The following is a 17170-nucleotide window of genomic DNA, read 5'->3' on the forward strand; positions in this document are numbered from 1 at the left end:
AAGTTGTTAAAGTAATACGATGAGTATATTTAAAGGCTTTCTAGGGTTCCGCGGTTTTAACAACCGGACTGGTCCGAGAGAGAGCACATAGCTCTCATGAATTTAGTAGAGTTCTATGGACACGGAGGGAAAAGCCCGGGAGGTACTGTCATTTTGATGATAGGACGTTCCGGCTTTTTTGTTACTACGGAGGGGATTAGGATGCAAACAAAGAAACAATGGGCTTGGCTAGTGTTAGTCGTTGCAGCTGGATTTGAAGTAGGGTGGGTTGTTGGACTCAAGTATGCGACTACATCGAGCGAATGGGTCGCAACGATACTAGCGATTGTGATCAGTTTCATTTTGTTAATTTGGACAGGGAGAAGGTTAGCAGTTGGGACGGCATATGCCGTGTTTGTTGGACTAGGAACAGTTGGGACAGCATTGGTTGATCATTTCATTTTCTCAGAACCTATGAATCGGGCAACGGTTTTATTTATTGTTATCTTGCTCATTGGGGTTGTTGGTTTGAAGGTAACAACGCAAGCGAAGGTGGAAGAGAAGGAGGTCTAAGTAAGATGGAGTGGCTTTTTATAGTCCTTGCAGGTTTGTTTGAAATGGCAGGCGTAGCGATGATTAGTCAGTTTAATCAAAAACGTGGATTGTTACAATTAACCTATTTAATTGGAGCGTTTGGAATGAGTTTTTTCTTTTTATCGCTGGCGATGGTCGTCCTCCCGATGGCGACAGCTTATGCCGTTTGGACGGGGATTGGTGCTGCAGGAGGTGTGCTTATCGGGATGTTTTTCTATGGTGAGTCGAAAAACTGGAAGAGAGTGGTGTTCTTAAGTTTAATTGTGCTCTCAGCAGTTGGGTTAAAAGTGGTATCTTAATAAATTTTATAATGACGTAAGGACTGTCTCATTCCTTACGCCATCTCTCAGATGTGAGATGGTTAAAGACAATGATACCTTTTTAAATCTCCCTAATAATCAGAAATGTTTCACGTGAAACAGGAGGCAAGGAGAGGCGATTTCTTTTTTGTGACGAGGGTGCTATCATTGAAAGAATAAGAGGTTTGGAAAGGATGTTCTCATGCAAAAGTCAGTTATATTAGCCGAAAAGCCATCCGTTGCGCGTGATATCGCACGTGTATTAAATTGCGGGAGAAAAGGTAATGGTTTTATTGAAGGAGACAAATACGTTGTCACATGGGCGCTTGGACACTTAGTGACACTAGCAGAACCTGAAAGTTATGGAGAGAAATATAAAACGTGGAAGCTTGAAGACTTACCGATGCTACCGTCCAAGTTGCAGTTAGTTGTTATGAAACAAACGAGCAAGCAGTTCCATGTCGTGAAGGCACAACTGCAACGTAAAGATGTGAAAGAGATTATTATTGCAACCGATGCGGGGCGGGAAGGAGAACTCGTTGCGAGGTGGATTTTGGCGAAGGCACATGTTCAAAAACCATTAAAACGTTTATGGATTTCGTCGGTAACGGACCGTGCGATAAAAGAAGGATTTCAAAAGCTTAAAGACGCTAAAGCGTATGAAGGCTTATATCATTCTGCAGTGGCAAGATCTGAAGCAGATTGGTATGTAGGGATGAATGGCACAAGAGCGTTGACGACAAAATTCAATGCACAACTGTCTTGTGGCCGTGTGCAAACACCTACTCTTGCGATGATTGAAAAAAGAGAACGAGATATTCGAAATTTTAAGCCAGTTTCTTTTCAAGAATTGGTCGTTGATACGAAAAAAGGCATCACCTTTCATTGGATCGACAACAAGACGAATGAAAGAAGAATTTTTGATTTAGAAAAAGGACCGAAAATACGCGAGAACATGTCTAAAGGAGTGGTGAATGTAATCGATATCAAAACGGTTCGTAAACAAACATCGGCACCACTTCTATATGATTTAACGGAGTTACAAAGAGAAGCGAACAAGTTGTTTGGTTATTCTGCTAAAGAAACCCTTTCGATCTTACAACGTTTATATGAACAACATAAAGTGCTTACATATCCTCGAACCGATTCGAAGTTTTTATCTTCAGATATGGTGGAGACATTGGTAGAACGAATTGAAGCCTGTGATATTCAGCCGTTCCGCAAAGTAGTTTCCAAATTAAATGGCGTGAAAATCAGCAAGCAACTTTCTTGTATTAACGATCAAAAAGTTTCTGATCATCACGCGATCATTCCAACGGAGCAATCACCGAGTCCTACTGCTCTTGGTGAAAAGGAAACAAAGATCTATCGTTTAGTTGTTCGGAGGTTTTTAGCCGTCTTCTTTGATGCCTATCAATATGACCAAACAACGATTACAGCGACACTTGCAAAAGAGCAAGTAGTGGCAAAAGGCAAAAGAATGACGGACTTAGGCTGGCAAATTGTTTATAGAGACGATTACTCGCAGAAGCCGACTGATAAGGCAGGGGACCTTCATTTGCCTGTTGTTGAAGTAGGGGAGGAATTGTCAGTAATAAAGGTCGAGCTAACTTCAGGACTAACACAACCACCAGCGCGTTTAACAGAAGGAACGCTTCTTTCTGCAATGGAACGACCAATGGCTTATCTGGAAAATCAAAACAAAGAATTAGCAGACACGCTAGGTAAAACGGGTGGAATAGGGACTGTTGCGACTCGAGCAGATATCATTGAAAAGCTATTAAATAACCATTTAGTTGAAAAACGTGATAAATATTTGCACATGACGAAAAAGGGTCAGCAGTTACTCGATCTCGTGCCAACTGATTTGCAATCACCTGCTTTAACGGCAGAGTGGGAGTTAAAGCTAGAAAAAATTGCAACTGGAAAGCTAGATAAAGCTGTTTTTGTGAAAGAAATGAAAGAATATGCAATAAATATTGTCAATTCAATTAAGCAGAGCGATAAGTTGTTTAAGCATGATAATGTGACGGGAAGTCCGTGCCCTGAATGCGGTAAGCTTTTGCTTGAAGTGAAATCAAAACATGGGAAAAGACGTGTTTGTCAGGATCCAGTCTGTGGCTACAAGAAAAACATTTCAAAAATAACAAACGCACGCTGTCCTAAATGCAAGAAAAAGCTAGAGATTTGGGGCGAGGGGGAAGGCCAAACATTCGCATGCGTCTGTGGGCATCGTGAAAAACTTTCAACATTCCAAGAAAAACGCAAAGATAATCAAAATAAAAAAGTTTCAAAAAGAGAAGTATCCAACTATATAAAGCAGCAAAACAATAAAGAGGAATTTACTAATACAGCATTGGCCGATGCATTGGCTAAGTTGAAAAAACAGTGATTTTGTGTCATAAGAGGGTTGTTTGATTTCGACGACATTCATGGATAACATAGGACGAATGATTAATCAAATTTCACTGATATCAGTGAAAATGTCGCTAGTAAATCCGGTTTGCGATTAAATTGCGAAAATGGCAATGTCTTAATGTTTAACCCAATAAAACAAGAACCTCCACAAGGCGTGGGGGTTCTTGGCGATTAGAAACCAAAATGAACGAGTTGGTTTAGCTGCTTCATAAAAATGTTAAATGTTAAGTATTATAGGCCCGGAAAGGAGTAGAGCCGTTTGAAACGGACTTACAACTTTTTTAAAGGCTTTTTTGCAGGACCTTCTAACACATCACCGCTAGGAGAATAGCGGGACCCATGGCAAGGGCAATCCCATGAACGGTCGCCATCATTCCAATGTACTTCACACCCCATATGCGTACAGGTTGTGTCGACAACATGAAGTTGTCCTTCAGAATCGCGATAAGCACCTGCCCGTTTACCATTAACGGTCACGACGGCAGCTTCGTCTTTTTTGACATCATCAGGATGTTTCTCATTTTTGTCAAATTTACCTTTAAGTAATTGCTTTGCCACATCTGCATTATGAGTAATGAAATGCTTAACGCTTGGGTCAGCAATAAAGCGAGAAGGGCGGTAAAGGGATTCATACCGATTCTCACGTTTTAATATGAGATCACTTAATAACAGCCCAGCCATCGTTCCATTTGTCATCCCCCACTTACGATAACCTGATGCGACAAAGATATTTTGATGCATACGGGAAACTTTCCCAATGTAGGGAACTTTATCAAGCGTCACCATATCTTGAGTTGACCAGCGGTATTCGATGTTGAGATCTGAAAACAGTTCCATTCCATATTGTTCTAAAGCATCATAATGGTATTTTGTATTAATTCCTTGTCCAGTTTTATGTTCTTCACCGCCAATTAAAGCAAGCTTTTCCCCGTCTTGCATCGTATAGCGTAAGGAACGTGAAGGAGAGTCAACATTTAAATACATGCCATCTGGACATTCACCTTTAGGTACTTTAGCAGCTAAAATATAAGAACGTTCGACATGCAATCTAGAAAAATAAAGGCCACCACCATCATAAAATGGGAAATGAGAAGCGACAACAACGGAGTTTGCTGTTACCTTAGAGCCACCTCTAGTCAAGACTGTTGGTTGATTACCTTCCTTTATGTCTTCTGCGACAGTATGTTCGAAAATAAATCCACCGTTTTCTTTAATTTTTCCAACTAAATAAGATAGGTATTTAAGTGGATGAAACTGCGCTTGCCCTTTCATGACAAGAGCGGCTTTTACAGGTAGATTCAAAGGGATTGTTTGAACAAGCTCTCCTTTAATTCCTAGTTGCTTATAAGCTTCAAATTCATTTTGTAGCTTATTGACACCCGTGTTCATGGTCGTGTACAAATACGCATCTTCATTGGAGAAGTCACAATCGATTTTTTTGTCTTGAACAAGGTTCTGAATGAATGCCATCGCATCTGTCGCGGCATCATAGTATAGCTTTGCTTTTTCCTTGCCTAAATGAGAGGTCAATTCATCGTAAATAGCGCCGTGTTGAGCCGTTATTTTTGCTGTTGTGTGTCCGGTTGTTCCGTTTAGAAGGACGTCAGCTTCTACTAAAGCTATTTTCAATCCTTCCTCAGAAAGACGATAGGCTGTTGTAATTCCAGATATGCCACCACCGACAATGACAACATCAACATCGAGATCTTCCTCTAAAGTAGGAAAGCTCTCTACATCAAAGGAGTCGCGCCAGTAAGGCTCAGGTTGTTCAGGCATTGTAGAATTCATTAAAATATATTCATCCATTATGTACCTCCAAGTTAGTACGATTTCTTTTTCATAATGTAACCAATTGAGGAGAATTCATGTATTGCATTTTTTACAAGCTAGGTTTTGAAATATTTGAATAACGATTGAAGTAATCTTAAAAATGCTTATTTAATTACTTGAATATTGTGGCTTGGGTTAGTACAGAGAAGAGAGATCGATACATTTTTCTGAAAATAAGAAAGGATAACCTTGCTCTAATAAGTCAAAACACACATAAAATACAATAAGTGTTGGTAAAAAGATTAAATAAGCATGTAAGGGGACATGATAAATAAAAAGATGTGAGCAACACATCTTAGAGCATTACCGAGTAATTGTTCGTGATCTAAAACATGAAGCAATAATGAAAAACTGGAGTGTATCAAAAGAAGATGTGAGTAAAATAACAAGAGGGAAACTCGTGTTCAGCAAAAAGGGTTAAAGGTAAAAGGATGGAATGCAATTCTGTGATGTTTTAAGCAGCGATAATCGTTTGTATGCATCACATTAAATTACTAAAATTTAGAAAACATATTGCATTATGCAAAAGGACATGATATTATTAAAGATGTTTTAAATTTTTAAACAAGGTGAAGATCACCAACAAAGGAGATTATATATTTGGCAACTTTTTATGATTTTAACTTAGATCCCAATGTAGTTAAAGCAGTAACAGAAATGGGATTCGAAGAAGCAACACCTATTCAAACTGAGACGATTCCAACTGCATTGGAAGGAAAAGACATTATTGGGCAAGCGCAAACGGGCACAGGAAAAACAGGTGCGTTCGGTGTACCGCTAGTAAACCGTATTAATGTTGAAGAAGCACATGTTCAAGCACTTATCCTTGCCCCTACACGAGAGCTTGCGAATCAAGTCGCAGAGTCACTCGTTACTTTTGGTAAGCATAAAGGCGTTCGTACGGTTGTCGTGTATGGTGGCCAGGACATGCGTAAACAAATCACTGATTTGAAACGCAAGCCACACGTAGTAGTGGCAACACCTGGTCGACTAATGGATCATATGAGACGTAAAACGATTCGTCTTAATGAAGTGAAGATGGTTGTTTTAGATGAAGCAGATGAAATGCTTAATATGGGCTTCATTGAAGATATTGAAACAATCTTAAAAGAAGTTCCTACAGCGCGTCAAACACTTCTATTTTCAGCGACAATGCCGAAACGAATTGAAAAACTTGCACAGCAGTTTATGTCAAGTCCTCAATTAATTGCTGTTAAATCTTCAGAAGTAACGATGGAAAACATCGAACAGCAATATGTGGAAGTTCATGAAAAAGAAAAGTTTGATGTATTAAGCCGCTTCATGGATATTCATTCACCAGAGCTTGCGATTGTATTTGGTCGTACGAAAAGACGTGTGGACGAATTATCTGAAGCATTAATTAAGCGTGGTTACCGTGCTGAAGGAATTCATGGTGACTTAAATCAAGCAAAGCGTGATAGTGTTCTTCGTAAGTTCAAAACGGGACTAATTGATGTCCTTGTTGCAACAGACGTTGCGGCACGTGGTCTTGATATTAGTGGTGTAACTCACGTTTATAACTTTGATCTTCCGCAAGACCCAGAAAGCTATGTTCACAGAATTGGACGTACAGGTCGTGCTGGAAAATCAGGTTTAGCACTTACGTTTGCTACGCCTCGTGAAATGGATCATGTTAAAGCAATTGAACAACTTTCTAAGAAAAAGATGGCGAAAGTTCAGAAGCCTTCTCATGAACAAGCGATTAGAGGGCAGCAAGAACTTGCTATTGAACAATTACGCTCACTTATCACAAGTGGCGAAGCAGCAAGCTATCACAAAGCTGCTAAAGATTTGCTACAAGAAACAGATGCTACAACTGCTCTTGCAGCGGCATTGAAGCTTCTTACAAAAGAACCGGATACAACTCCAGTTCGTCTAACAGGTGAAGCACCGTTACGTGTGAAAAAACGTCAAGGTAGCGGCGGCGGTACTGGAAAACCTTACCGTGGTGGTGGTCGTCAACGTGATGATCGTCGTCGTCCTTCTTTCCGTGGCAAAGATGAGCGCAGTGGAGCACGTCGTTCAAGCGGTCAAGGCCAAGGTGGCCGTGGCGGACAGCAACGCAAATCAAAACAGGCATAGTTATGAGAAAGCTGGCGAATGCGCCAGCTTTCTTTTTAATGAAATTTCTAGCTTGTATATGAAAAATAATTTATATAAAATCAAATTTTTGTAAACCTTTTCATTGCTTTAGCTATGCGGATTCTTATAAAAACAACAGTTGCATTAGTAATATTTTCTATGTCAGATTATCTCACATACTTATTGCGAAAATTCCTGCAAAATCATAAAGTAAAACATAACAAGTTGATGTCATAAAACATTACATGAAAAGGAAGTGTTGAGAAATGGCAATTTCTACACCAACAAGAGAGAGTTTAGTTCAAACTATAAAAGAAACGATTGAAACAAAGAGCGTAGAACTTCTTCACGTACAATTCGTGGATATTGAAGGAACACTTAAACATGTTACTGTAACGGCTGACCAAATAGATCAAGTAGTAGAAGGAAGAGTTATGTTTGACGGATCTTCTATTACAGGGTACACACCAATTAATGAATCAGATTTATATTTAGACCCAGACTTAACAACTTTTGCTGTTCTTCCTTGGACAGAGCAAGAGGGCTACTCAGAAGCTCGCTTTCTATGTAGCGTAAAAAAGCCTGATGGATCAGACTTTGATGGCGACCCACGTAACGTTTTGAAAAAAACAGTTAAACGTGCAAAAGACCAAGGTTATTCAATCAGTGTTGGACCAGAGCTTGAGTTCTTCTTGTTTAAAACAGATGAAAATGGACAACCAACTTTAGACACACAAGATAAAGGTGGATATTTTGAGCCATCTCCAAAAGACTTAGGTGAAAAAGTTCGTCTTGAAATCTATAAAGCTTTGAAAATGATGAACTTCACAATTGAAGCTTCTCACCACGAAGTAGCTATCGGACAGCATGAAATTAACTTTAAATATGCAGATGCACTAGGTTCTGCTGATGCAGCGACAACATACAAATGGGTTGTTAAAACAATAGCACAACAATTTGGCTACCATGCGACATTCATGCCAAAACCACTTGCTGGTGAAAACGGAAGCGGAATGCACGTTAACATTTCTTTGTTTGATGATGAAAAGCAAGAGAATATTTTTTATGATGCATCTGGTGATCTGGGCTTATCAGAAAAAGCCTATCAATTTATTGCTGGTTTAATGGAGAATGTTAAGGATTTTGTAGCAGTAACAAATCCACTTGTTAACTCTTACAAGCGTTTAGTACCTGGATATGAAGCACCTTGCTACATTGCATGGTCTGCGTCTAATCGTTCTTCTTTAGTTCGTATCCCTGCAACACGCGGTCCGGGAACTCGTGTAGAAATCCGTTGCCCGGATCCATCTGCAAACCCATACTTCGCGTTTGCAGTTATCGCAGCTGCAGGTTTAAATGGAGTAGACAGTGACTTAACAGTTACTCCAGCAGTTAATGCAGATATCTTCCATATGTCTAAGGAAGAATTAGATGCTCGCGGAATTGAAAATTTACCAACAAGCCTTGAAGCGGCACTTGACCGTTTCGAAGCTGGTGAAATCGGACGTCAAACACTTGGTGAGCATGCTTTCAACGAGTATGTAGCTCTTAAGCGTGCAGAGTCTGATGACTTCCGTATAGCTGTTACAAACTGGGAAATTGCTGCTTACCAATCAAAGTTCTAATCCCAATTGCATAACCAACCTTGAGTGTTTTCTCTCGATTATAAAAAAGCATGCTGATTTATCAGCATGCTTTTTGCTTTCGTTCTGATTTCGAACGGGAAAACGTGGCAGTGAGTTTATGAAAAGCCGGCGTTTTTGATGTCGTAAAGATAATGAGTCCAACCCAGATTAAGAGGAAGGCCAAGAATTGAATTTGTGAAAAAGGCTCGTTGAACAAGAAAATTCCAAATAAGAGCATAATAGTTGGTGCAATGTATTGTAAGAAACCAATGAGGGATAATGAAATGCGCCTTGCTCCTAAAGCAAATAACAATAATGGGATGGCTGTAGCTACTCCAGCTCCAATTAATAGCATTGTCGTATCAACCTGAGTTAAACCAAAGGCACTGTTGAATAGAGGTTGATGATGAATCCAATATAAATAAACAAAGGCAATAGGGGTGACTAATAGCGTTTCAACAGTTAAACCGACTATAGCGCCAGCATTGACTAATTTTTTCATTAATCCATATATGCCAAACGATAATGCTAGTAATAAAGCTGTCCATGGCACGACTCCATAGTAAAGCGTCATGATGGTTACCCCGGAAAAGGCCAAAACAAATGATAACACCTGCCAACGTGTAAATGACTCTTTTAAGAAAAGGGCTCCTAAAAGCACATTGAGAAGGGGATTAATGTAATACCCTAAGCTCGCTTCAATGACTCGGTCACTATTAACGGCCCAAATGAAAATGAACCAATTTAAAGAAATAAAGCAAGATGCTAAAATAACTCCTATGGCAGAACGGTAATGTGAAAAGATGATGATGAATTCTTTCCAAGCTGGCTGTAGCTGTTTTCGGATTACTAAAATGCCGATCATGAAAACGAGTGACCAAATAACACGGTGGGCCAATACTTCCCCTGGAGAAACGGTCTCAAGAAGCTTCCAATATAACGGAAGAATTCCCCAAATTAAATAGGCAGCGATAGCAGCGAGGATACCGGATTGATGATCTTGTTGCATATTTTTCTTCCTCTCCAAATGAGATAACTTTATTTTACACAAATTAATATCGGATGCCTATGAAAAGATCTTCGGAAACCTAAATAAATGAGGAGGCATGTTTTATGAAGCAACAAATGAAAGCTGTTATTTTTGACATGGATGGAGTCATTTCAAATACAGTGCCATTGCATTACGAAACCAATCTGAGAGTAGCTTCAAGTCTAGATGTTGATTTTTCACATGATTGGAATCAAGCTTTGCAAGGACTTAGCCGTAGAAAGACGGTCGGTGCGATTATCGAGCGATCATCATATACGTTTACTGAAGAAGAAATAGCCGAGATTTGTGAACAGAAAAATAAACATTATCAAGAAATGATCTCACAGCTCACTGCAGAGGACGCACAGCCTGGCATTCGACATTTTATTAAACAATTAGCCGAACGGCAAATTCCGATGGTCGTGGCATCTGCGAGTCAAAATGCAAGCTTAGTCTTAACCAGGCTTGAATTAATTGATTTTTTTCAAGGAGTGGTTGACGTCACGAAACTAAAGCGAGGCAAGCCCGATCCTGAGATTTTTCTAAGAGCTGCTGAGCACATCGATGTTTACCCTTCTGCATGTGTGGCTATAGAAGATGGAGAGGCAGGATTAGCAGCGGTTCTACAAACCGATATGTTTTCTGTAGGTGTCGGTCATGAACCATTTTTAAGCAAAGCCAATTTCTATTTAGACTCAACAATGAAGTTAACAGTGGAATCGTTAGAAGCTGCCTTGAATAAAGACAATAAGACATTATATTAATTCATATTGAAAAAAGGTACAATAGGAGATTTGGTTATGTCAGATCTCCGTATGAAGTTTCCAAAGTCACTACGATAACATTGTGTTACAATAAATAACATTGTTAAAAGGAGGGATTGAATTGTTAACAACTGATTGGCAGCATATACTTGAGCCTGAATTTAAACAACCTTATTTTAAAAAAATAGAGCAGTTCCTAAATGAGGATTCTAAAATACATGCCATTTACCCTCCCGAAGTTGATCGGTATAGTGCATTAGACTATACGAGTTATGAAGAAACAAAAGTCGTCATCTTAGGGCAAGATCCCTACCACGGTCCAAACCAAGCGCACGGGCTTAGCTTTTCGGTTAAACCAGGCCAGAAGATCCCACCATCGTTAAAAAACATATACAAAGAGTTACAAATGGATATTGGTTGTGATCCACCTACAGACGGTTACCTTGTTCCATGGGCTAAACAAGGTGTACTCTTACTCAATACCGTTCTTTCTGTTCGGAAGGGAGAGCCGGCATCGCATAAAGGTCAAGGATGGGAGAGATTCACTGATGCAATCATCAAGGTTCTAAATGAGCGTGAACTTCCAGTTATCTTTGTATTGTGGGGGAAACAGGCACAAGCAAAACTAAGTCTAATTACAAACAAGCATCATCCGATTATACAGGCCCCTCATCCAAGTCCTTTCTCAGCTAATCGCGGTTTTTTTGGTAGTAAGCCATTTTCACAAATCAACCATCTGTTAGAACAAGACAAGACTGAACCAATAAAATGGAGTTAAACAATGTAAGATTTCCTTTTAAGGGTTGACTTTTATTGAAACTCTAAGCTGCTTTTTATCAAAAAACTGCTTAGAGTATCAGTTTGAGTCACCTTTTTTTTCGTGATGGCCTTTATCGATTGAAAGGATTAAATAACCGTTTATTAAGCCTTTTCATAAAGATAGGCTGTTCAAAAAGCCTGTAAGGATATCTTACAACAAGGTGGATTCAGAATATTTTGTACGTATAATGAGAACTAACAAGAGATGTTAGCTTCTCTAACGCTAGCGTGTTCATATTCTGAAGGGAGAGATTGAAAAATGAATGAATTAGCACTTATGGATAATGTATGGGTCATGATTTGTGCAGTTTTAGTTTTATTTATGCAAGGTGGATTTATTCTATTAGAAGCAGGTTCAACAAGAATGAAAAATGCGGGGCATATTGCTGGTAAAACAATTTTTACAGTCGGTATCGCATCCCTTGTTTATTGGGCAGTAGGTTGGGGATTTGCTTACGGTGATGGAAATGCCTTTATTGGATTATCCGATTTCTTCTTCGGTGATTACTCAACAAGTGATGAAGGTTTAGTCGGTTCCGTAGATTTCTTCTTCCAAGTTATGTTTGCAGCTATTGCTTTAACAATTGCGTTTGGTGGATTTGCTGAACGTGCGAAATTATCAGCATATATTATTTTTGCCGTTTTATTCTCAGCGTTTGTTTATCCAATCGTAGCACACTGGATTTGGGGTGGAGGTTGGTTATCAGAGCTTGGTAAGCAAGATTTTGCAGGTTCATCAGTTGTTCACTTAACTGGGGCAATGGCAGCACTTGCCGCTACTATTCTATTAAAACCACGTCTTGGTAAATACAATAAAGATGGTTCGTCAAATGATTTAGCAGGTCACAACCAAGTTTATACAGCTCTAGGGGTTTTAATTCTATGGGTAGGTTGGTTTGGATTTAATGCAGGTAGTACATTAGGTGTTGCCGATGCATTCTTTGGTTATGTTGCTTTAAACACACAACTTGCAGCTGGTGCAGGTGCAATTGCAGCAATGTTGATTGCTTGGGCAGCAACAGGAAAAGCAGATATCCCAACAACATTAAATGGTGCGTTAGCAGGTCTCGTTGCAATCACAGCATCTTGTGCATTCGTTGAACCTTGGGCCGCTGTTGTGATTGGTATTGTTGGTGGACTCATTGTATTTTTCAGTATGAAGTTCTTTGATAAAGCGAAAATCGACGACCCAATCTTTGCTCTTTCTGTTCACGGTACAGTAGGGATCTGGGGAACACTTTCAAACGGTTTATTTGCAACACCTGAATTAGCGTACACTGGTTCAGCTGGTTTATTCTACGGTGGTGGATTTACACAACTTGGTGTTCAACTTTTAGGTGTTGTTGCAGTAGCAGCATTTGCATTTGTTGCTTCGTATATCTTACTTCTTATCACTAAGGCAATTCTTGGTGGCTTACGTGTATCTGAAGAGGAAGAAATCGTTGGTCTTGACCTAAGTGAACATGGTAGCTACGGGTATCCTGAAAGCATGCCAGGTAACGAAAGAACAGGAGCATAAGAGTGACTGGGGCAAAGGTTTATCCTACCTATGGGAATCAAGAATGGGATAGACGTTACCGGCATTTGTTTGAGGAACGTATTCAAGCCATTCATGGTCAGGAACATACCTCGGCCTCACTTCAAAAAAGTCATGAACGAATCATAAAAAAAGCGGTCTGTCTCGCTCTTGAAAAGACAGAAAGTGAGTGGGGCCAGCCTCCTGCTCACTTTGCTTTCTTTTTAATGGGAAGTGGGGGAAGACGTGAACAGTCTTTTTGGAGTGATCAAGATCATGGACTTGTCTTTGAAAGTGAAAATGAAGAAGATGAAATCTATTTCTTGCATCTTGGGGAAGAGATTGTTCATGCCCTTGAACGAGTAGGGTATAAGCGCTGTGATGGAAAAGTGATGGCTTCTAACTCGAAGTGGTGTCATTCTATAGCAAAGTGGGAGCACCAAATCAAATTTTGGTTGAAGGAAAATACATGGGAAACACTCAGGTACACTTTAACATTTGTTGATGCAACCACTATCCACGGTGAACCTCAGATGCTCAACTGCTTGAAACAAATATTATTTCAAACCGTTGAAGCCAAGCCATATTTGTTGAGAAGACTTACTGAAAATACGGGAAGGTTGAAAAAGGGAATAGGGATATTCAATCAGCTTCTCATTGAGACAAAAGGAAGACATAAAGGCAAATTTGACTTTAAACAAATTGTTCTATTTCCTTATGTGAATGCATTAAGATTACTTGCGATTGAACAACATATCCTTAACTCTCCAACGTTAGAACGATTTCAGTATTTACCGAAGAAGTATGATGAAATCAAACAGGCACAACAAAACTTTGAACAAATACTTGAACAACGCCTTCACTGGCATCGTGAGACGAAAACGTATGAAGATATCCACCATTTAAAACTAGAACAATTAAGTCTTAATGAACGAAAGCAATTACGAAAGTGGATCAAAGAAGGGCATCAATTGTATCAAAATCTAGAGAGGAATCTGAAAAAGGGTGAACGAAAATGATAAACAATATGGTTCAGCTAGTAAAGCAACTTTCAAGCAAATTAAGCCCGAATGTATACACGTCGATGCAGCAACAGTCTGGTGCTGCAAGACTGTCTCATTTGCGTCAGATTCAGCGTGAATTGAAACATGAAGATGTACTCGACCTTCCACTTTCTGAGCTATCGTTCATCATATTTGATTTAGAGACCAGTGGTTTCTATCCTGATAAAGGAGATAGCATCCTTTCAATTGGAGCAATCAAAATGAAAGGAAGCGACATTCTCGAAGAAGAGATTTTCTATTCCACCGTTAAATGCGAAAAGTTGCCATCAAGTGACATTCTTGATTTAACGGGGTTAACGATTGAAGAGTTAACAGATGCCCCGTTACTCGTTGATGTCTTAGCTGACTTTTACAAATTTATTGGGCATTCTACTTTAGTCGCCCATCATGCGCATCACGAGAAGAAATTTATGTCACATGCCACTTGGCAAACTCTTAGAACTACGTTTCAACATCGTATTTTAGACACTTCATTTTTAACTAAAATTGTCACCCCAACTGAAAAGTTAGTTACATTGGATGAATGTTGTGCTCATTACCAGATTCCGATTCAAGTTCGTCATCATGCTTTAGAAGATGCACGAATAACGGCACAGTTGTGGCAAAAAAACATTCATCTTGCAAAAGAAAAAGGGTTTGAAACATTAAGAGAAGTCTACTCTTATTTAGCAAAAGGTCGAACGGCTCAATGATTATTGTAACGAGGGAGGAGGGGGAGCGAGTGAAGTCAGATATTCCAAGAAGGCAAGCGTGTTTTCCGATCCGAGTTGTCATGGATATGACGAACTTGTCTGCCCGGCAAATTCGTTATTATGAGGAACAAGGACTTATTAAGCCAACTCGAAATGATGGAAATCAACGAATGTTCTCCCTAGATGATATTGAACGCTTTATTGAGATCAAAACACTGATCAAGCAAGGTGTTAACATTGCAGGTGTAAAAGCTATTTTTGCATCAAGACAACAAGATGAGGGGACCAACCACAACTAGGTTAGTCCTTTTTTTAGTTGGAGAAATTGTGTATGCTATGATTATTGGATAAAGAAGGGGGGACATTATGGAAATATCAGCTAAAACCATTTGTGAACAGTTAGAAGGACAAATAGAAACTCTTAAAGTAGCTATTTCCCAAGAAGATCGGCAATCCATAGCAGAACGTGTCGCAGTCATAGAAGCCTATTGTCAGCTGCTTAAGTCTCCTTCAAACAAAGTGGCAAAGCCGGGCCAAACGTTTACACCAGTTTCTCAGAAGGAATATTCGGTGCCGGAAGAGACTGTTTCAAGTGTTGAACAAGATGTAAAAGGAAGAAACCTTCTTGATTTTTAAGTTAGGTAGTAGGAAAAAGGAGCTGAAGAAATGGCGAAATTATTTATTTTCATTGGAAGTATAGTCATGGCGCTCTCTGTTGTGATTGGAGCTTTCGGAGCACATGGTCTGGAGCCAAGATTAACCGAACGCATGATGAAAAATTACCAAACTGGTGTACAGTATCATATGATCCATGGCTTTGCAATTTTAGCTGTTGGGATCATCGCTCTGAAAATGCCAGTGTCTGGCATGTTAAACGGAGCAGGGTGGGCTTTTTTAGTCGGTATTTTACTTTTCTCAGGCAGTTTATATGTGATGGCCTTAACAGGGATTACGAAACTTGGAGCGATTACGCCAATTGGTGGACTAGCTTTTATTGTAGGTTGGATTTTGCTTGGAATTGCCGTGTTAAGAGGACTATAACAGGGAAAAAGGGGGACTCGATTATGGAGTCTCCCTTTATTAAAGTGGAATAAGTAAAGCTTTCGCATCTTCGTCTGCTTTAAAACAGCACTTTTCCTATTAAGTAAAAGTTCTCGTTTAGAGGATCGTCTATCATGAATTATTTGGTCTTGGCGAGTAAGTGGCTAAAGGTGTAGTAGGAGCAGCCGGTGAAACAGGTGCTGCAGCGCCATATGGATAATCATACTCAATCGGCTCATCAAATTCTACATAATCAAGATTGACCATTAAAAGTAAGTAGTGGGTTTGATCCTCAAAATCGCCGACGATAATATGGTCACGTCCAGCTTCTTCAACAATCCCCCTAAAAACTCTTGCATTCCATTCAGGGTTATTTTCAAATGTCATATAAAACGTAGCTGTTTTACCACGATTTAACCGAAGAATATTTTCAATATATGATTGTTCAATCGGCAGCATGCCCTGTTGCTGTGCAAGCATCTGCTGTGAATTCATACCGGTGAAAGGTTGTTGTGGCTGCTGCGTGATACCTGGTATTTGTGAATATTGATAGCCTTGGGATGACATATAAGGCAGTTGCCCACTTTGTTGACCTGATGCTGGGTGTTGCGGATAGCCTTGTGGTTGCTGAGGATACGCCTGTTGCTGCTGTCCATATCCAGCTCCAGTTTGAGATTGTGGATACCATGGTTGCTGATACACATTGATCGCCCCTTTGATGTCAAATTAATATGTGCTGTACACTTCTGAACACGCTTCTTGTGTCGGAGAATAAAAACAATGTGCCTTAAAACGTCCAGTGTTCCACTGGCCCCACCACTGTGCAGGACAAGAACCTTCTGGACGGAAAAACCATAATGAATTTTCTGCAGGATGGAACCTTTCACCATTAATAAGCCGTCGCGCTAAACGTCTTTCTTTTTCACGAGCATGTTGGTAAAAATAACCTTTTTGAACAGCCTCAAAACCACCAGGAGACTGAAACGCCATATGAGGAATGGTATTTACGTTCCCAAAATCCATACATCGGACACGGGTCCGATTCACCATTACGTTTCCTGCTGTTAACATTCCAAGTTCTCCGTCACCTTCTGCTTCCGCTCGCATCAGTCTTGCGAGTACGTCAACGTCACTGGATGATGCTTTAATTACAGCCATCCGTTCACCTCCTATCAAAGTTGACCTTCTTAGATGTTTTAGCTAGAAATGAAACGAAACAAACTGCATCCATAAAGTAGTAAAGTATGGATGATATGCCGTAGGCGGTGCAGTTACTTCACTATATGAATAAGGATTGCAAGGTATGCATTTTTTCAATAAAAAAGGCCACTGAAAAAGGTACGATTTGCACCTTTTTCAGTGGCCTTTAATGAAACGAGTCACTCTTAACTATAGA

Annotated in this window: 16 protein-coding genes, 1 pseudogene and 1 riboswitch; of the genes and pseudogenes, 13 read left to right on the forward strand and 4 right to left on the reverse strand. The window is 39.8% G+C overall.

What is annotated here, in order from left to right; translation table 11 throughout:
* The first annotated feature begins 29 nt into the window (after positions 1–29).
* A riboswitch (guanidine-I (ykkC/yxkD leader) is annotated at positions 30–144 on the forward strand.
* Positions 145–201: 57 nt separating this feature from the next.
* From LDX58_RS11390 to LDX58_RS11400, 3 genes are all read left to right on the forward strand, one after another.
* A complete protein-coding gene (locus LDX58_RS11390; protein ID WP_227936962.1) occupies positions 202–552 on the forward strand; it encodes a DMT family transporter in 351 nt (116 codons plus the stop codon).
* Positions 553–557: 5 nt separating this feature from the next.
* The gene (locus LDX58_RS11395; protein WP_227936963.1) at positions 558–872 is read left to right on the forward strand and encodes a DMT family transporter; all 315 of its coding nucleotides are present in this window, start codon (positions 558–560) and stop codon (positions 870–872) included.
* 202 nt (positions 873–1074) lie between these two features.
* Positions 1075–3264, forward strand: a complete 2190-nt coding sequence (locus LDX58_RS11400) for a DNA topoisomerase III (RefSeq protein WP_227936964.1) — start codon at positions 1075–1077, stop codon at positions 3262–3264.
* A gap of 296 nt (positions 3265–3560) precedes the next feature.
* Here the strand turns inward: LDX58_RS11400 and LDX58_RS11405 are convergent, their stop codons facing one another.
* Complete coding sequence (locus LDX58_RS11405; protein ID WP_227936965.1) at positions 3561–5096, reverse strand: FAD-dependent oxidoreductase; 1536 nt, start codon at positions 5094–5096, stop codon at positions 3561–3563.
* A 624-nt stretch (positions 5097–5720) separates the two neighbouring features.
* Between LDX58_RS11405 and cshA the strand changes: the two genes are divergently transcribed.
* Complete coding sequence (gene cshA / locus LDX58_RS11410; protein WP_227936966.1) at positions 5721–7223, forward strand: degradosome RNA helicase CshA; 1503 nt, start codon at positions 5721–5723, stop codon at positions 7221–7223.
* A 266-nt stretch (positions 7224–7489) separates the two neighbouring features.
* Complete coding sequence (gene glnA / locus LDX58_RS11415; RefSeq protein WP_227936967.1) at positions 7490–8848, forward strand: type I glutamate--ammonia ligase; 1359 nt, start codon at positions 7490–7492, stop codon at positions 8846–8848.
* 61 nt (positions 8849–8909) lie between these two features.
* Here glnA and rarD read toward each other — a convergent pair whose 3' ends face one another.
* A complete protein-coding gene (gene rarD / locus LDX58_RS11420) occupies positions 8910–9857 on the reverse strand; it encodes an EamA family transporter RarD (RefSeq protein ID WP_227936968.1) in 948 nt (315 codons plus the stop codon).
* 104 nt (positions 9858–9961) lie between these two features.
* Between rarD and pgmB the strand changes: the two genes are divergently transcribed.
* The 8 genes and pseudogenes from pgmB (at position 9962) to LDX58_RS11460 (ending at position 15774) form a co-directional block, all read left to right on the forward strand.
* Complete coding sequence (pgmB, locus tag LDX58_RS11425) at positions 9962–10642, forward strand: beta-phosphoglucomutase (protein ID WP_227936969.1); 681 nt, start codon at positions 9962–9964, stop codon at positions 10640–10642.
* Between the two features lie 115 nt (positions 10643–10757).
* The gene (locus LDX58_RS11430; protein ID WP_227937198.1) at positions 10758–11420 is read left to right on the forward strand and encodes a uracil-DNA glycosylase; all 663 of its coding nucleotides are present in this window, start codon (positions 10758–10760) and stop codon (positions 11418–11420) included.
* Positions 11421–11720: 300 nt separating this feature from the next.
* Positions 11721–12980 (forward strand): ammonium transporter, encoded by a 1260-nt coding sequence (locus LDX58_RS11435; protein ID WP_227936970.1) that lies wholly within the window; start codon positions 11721–11723, stop codon positions 12978–12980.
* Between the two features lie 2 nt (positions 12981–12982).
* Positions 12983–13996, forward strand: a complete 1014-nt coding sequence (locus tag LDX58_RS11440) for a DUF294 nucleotidyltransferase-like domain-containing protein (RefSeq protein ID WP_227936971.1) — start codon at positions 12983–12985, stop codon at positions 13994–13996.
* Entirely contained in the window at positions 13993–14733 is a 741-nt protein-coding gene (locus tag LDX58_RS11445) for an exonuclease domain-containing protein (protein ID WP_227936972.1), read from the forward strand. The genes LDX58_RS11440 and LDX58_RS11445 overlap by 4 nt, the downstream gene beginning before the upstream one ends.
* Positions 14734–14762: 29 nt before the next feature.
* Positions 14763–15008 (forward strand): annotated as a pseudogene (locus LDX58_RS11450) (MerR family transcriptional regulator); the annotation flags it as partial.
* A gap of 91 nt (positions 15009–15099) precedes the next feature.
* A complete protein-coding gene (locus LDX58_RS11455) occupies positions 15100–15369 on the forward strand; it encodes a DUF5327 family protein (protein ID WP_227936973.1) in 270 nt (89 codons plus the stop codon).
* A 30-nt stretch (positions 15370–15399) separates the two neighbouring features.
* Entirely contained in the window at positions 15400–15774 is a 375-nt protein-coding gene (locus tag LDX58_RS11460) for a DUF423 domain-containing protein (protein WP_227936974.1), read from the forward strand.
* A 132-nt stretch (positions 15775–15906) separates the two neighbouring features.
* On the opposite strand, the gene gerQ is transcribed toward LDX58_RS11460, so the two are convergent.
* On the reverse strand, positions 15907–16476 hold the full coding sequence (gene gerQ, locus LDX58_RS11465) for a spore coat protein GerQ (RefSeq protein ID WP_227936975.1): 570 nt from the start codon (positions 16474–16476) through the stop codon (positions 15907–15909).
* A 24-nt stretch (positions 16477–16500) separates the two neighbouring features.
* Positions 16501–16932, reverse strand: a complete 432-nt coding sequence (locus LDX58_RS11470) for a cell wall hydrolase (protein WP_227936976.1) — start codon at positions 16930–16932, stop codon at positions 16501–16503.
* Positions 16933–17170 lie beyond the last annotated feature (238 nt).

The sequence above is a fragment of the Alkalihalobacillus deserti genome (assembly GCF_020734105.1).
GTDB classification, from domain to species: domain Bacteria; phylum Bacillota; class Bacilli; order Bacillales; family Bacillaceae_D; genus Halalkalibacter; species Halalkalibacter deserti.

Bases quoted from the DNA above. Each gene is read 5' to 3' on its own strand.
- LDX58_RS11390 (WP_227936962.1), top strand. From the start codon at position 202: ATGCAAACAAAGAAACAATGGGCTTGGCTAGTGTTAGTCGTTGCAGCT.
- LDX58_RS11395 (WP_227936963.1), top strand. From the start codon at position 558: ATGGAGTGGCTTTTTATAGTCCTTGCAGGTTTGTTTGAAATGGCAGGC.
- LDX58_RS11400 (WP_227936964.1), top strand. From the start codon at position 1,075: ATGCAAAAGTCAGTTATATTAGCCGAAAAGCCATCCGTTGCGCGTGAT.
- LDX58_RS11405 (WP_227936965.1), bottom strand. From the start codon at position 5,096: ATGGATGAATATATTTTAATGAATTCTACAATGCCTGAACAACCTGAG.
- glnA (WP_227936967.1), top strand. From the start codon at position 7,490: ATGGCAATTTCTACACCAACAAGAGAGAGTTTAGTTCAAACTATAAAA.
- rarD (WP_227936968.1), bottom strand. From the start codon at position 9,857: ATGCAACAAGATCATCAATCCGGTATCCTCGCTGCTATCGCTGCCTAT.
- pgmB (WP_227936969.1), top strand. From the start codon at position 9,962: ATGAAGCAACAAATGAAAGCTGTTATTTTTGACATGGATGGAGTCATT.
- LDX58_RS11435 (WP_227936970.1), top strand. From the start codon at position 11,721: ATGAATGAATTAGCACTTATGGATAATGTATGGGTCATGATTTGTGCA.
- LDX58_RS11445 (WP_227936972.1), top strand. From the start codon at position 13,993: ATGATAAACAATATGGTTCAGCTAGTAAAGCAACTTTCAAGCAAATTA.
- LDX58_RS11455 (WP_227936973.1), top strand. From the start codon at position 15,100: ATGGAAATATCAGCTAAAACCATTTGTGAACAGTTAGAAGGACAAATA.
- LDX58_RS11460 (WP_227936974.1), top strand. From the start codon at position 15,400: ATGGCGAAATTATTTATTTTCATTGGAAGTATAGTCATGGCGCTCTCT.
- LDX58_RS11470 (WP_227936976.1), bottom strand. From the start codon at position 16,932: ATGGCTGTAATTAAAGCATCATCCAGTGACGTTGACGTACTCGCAAGA.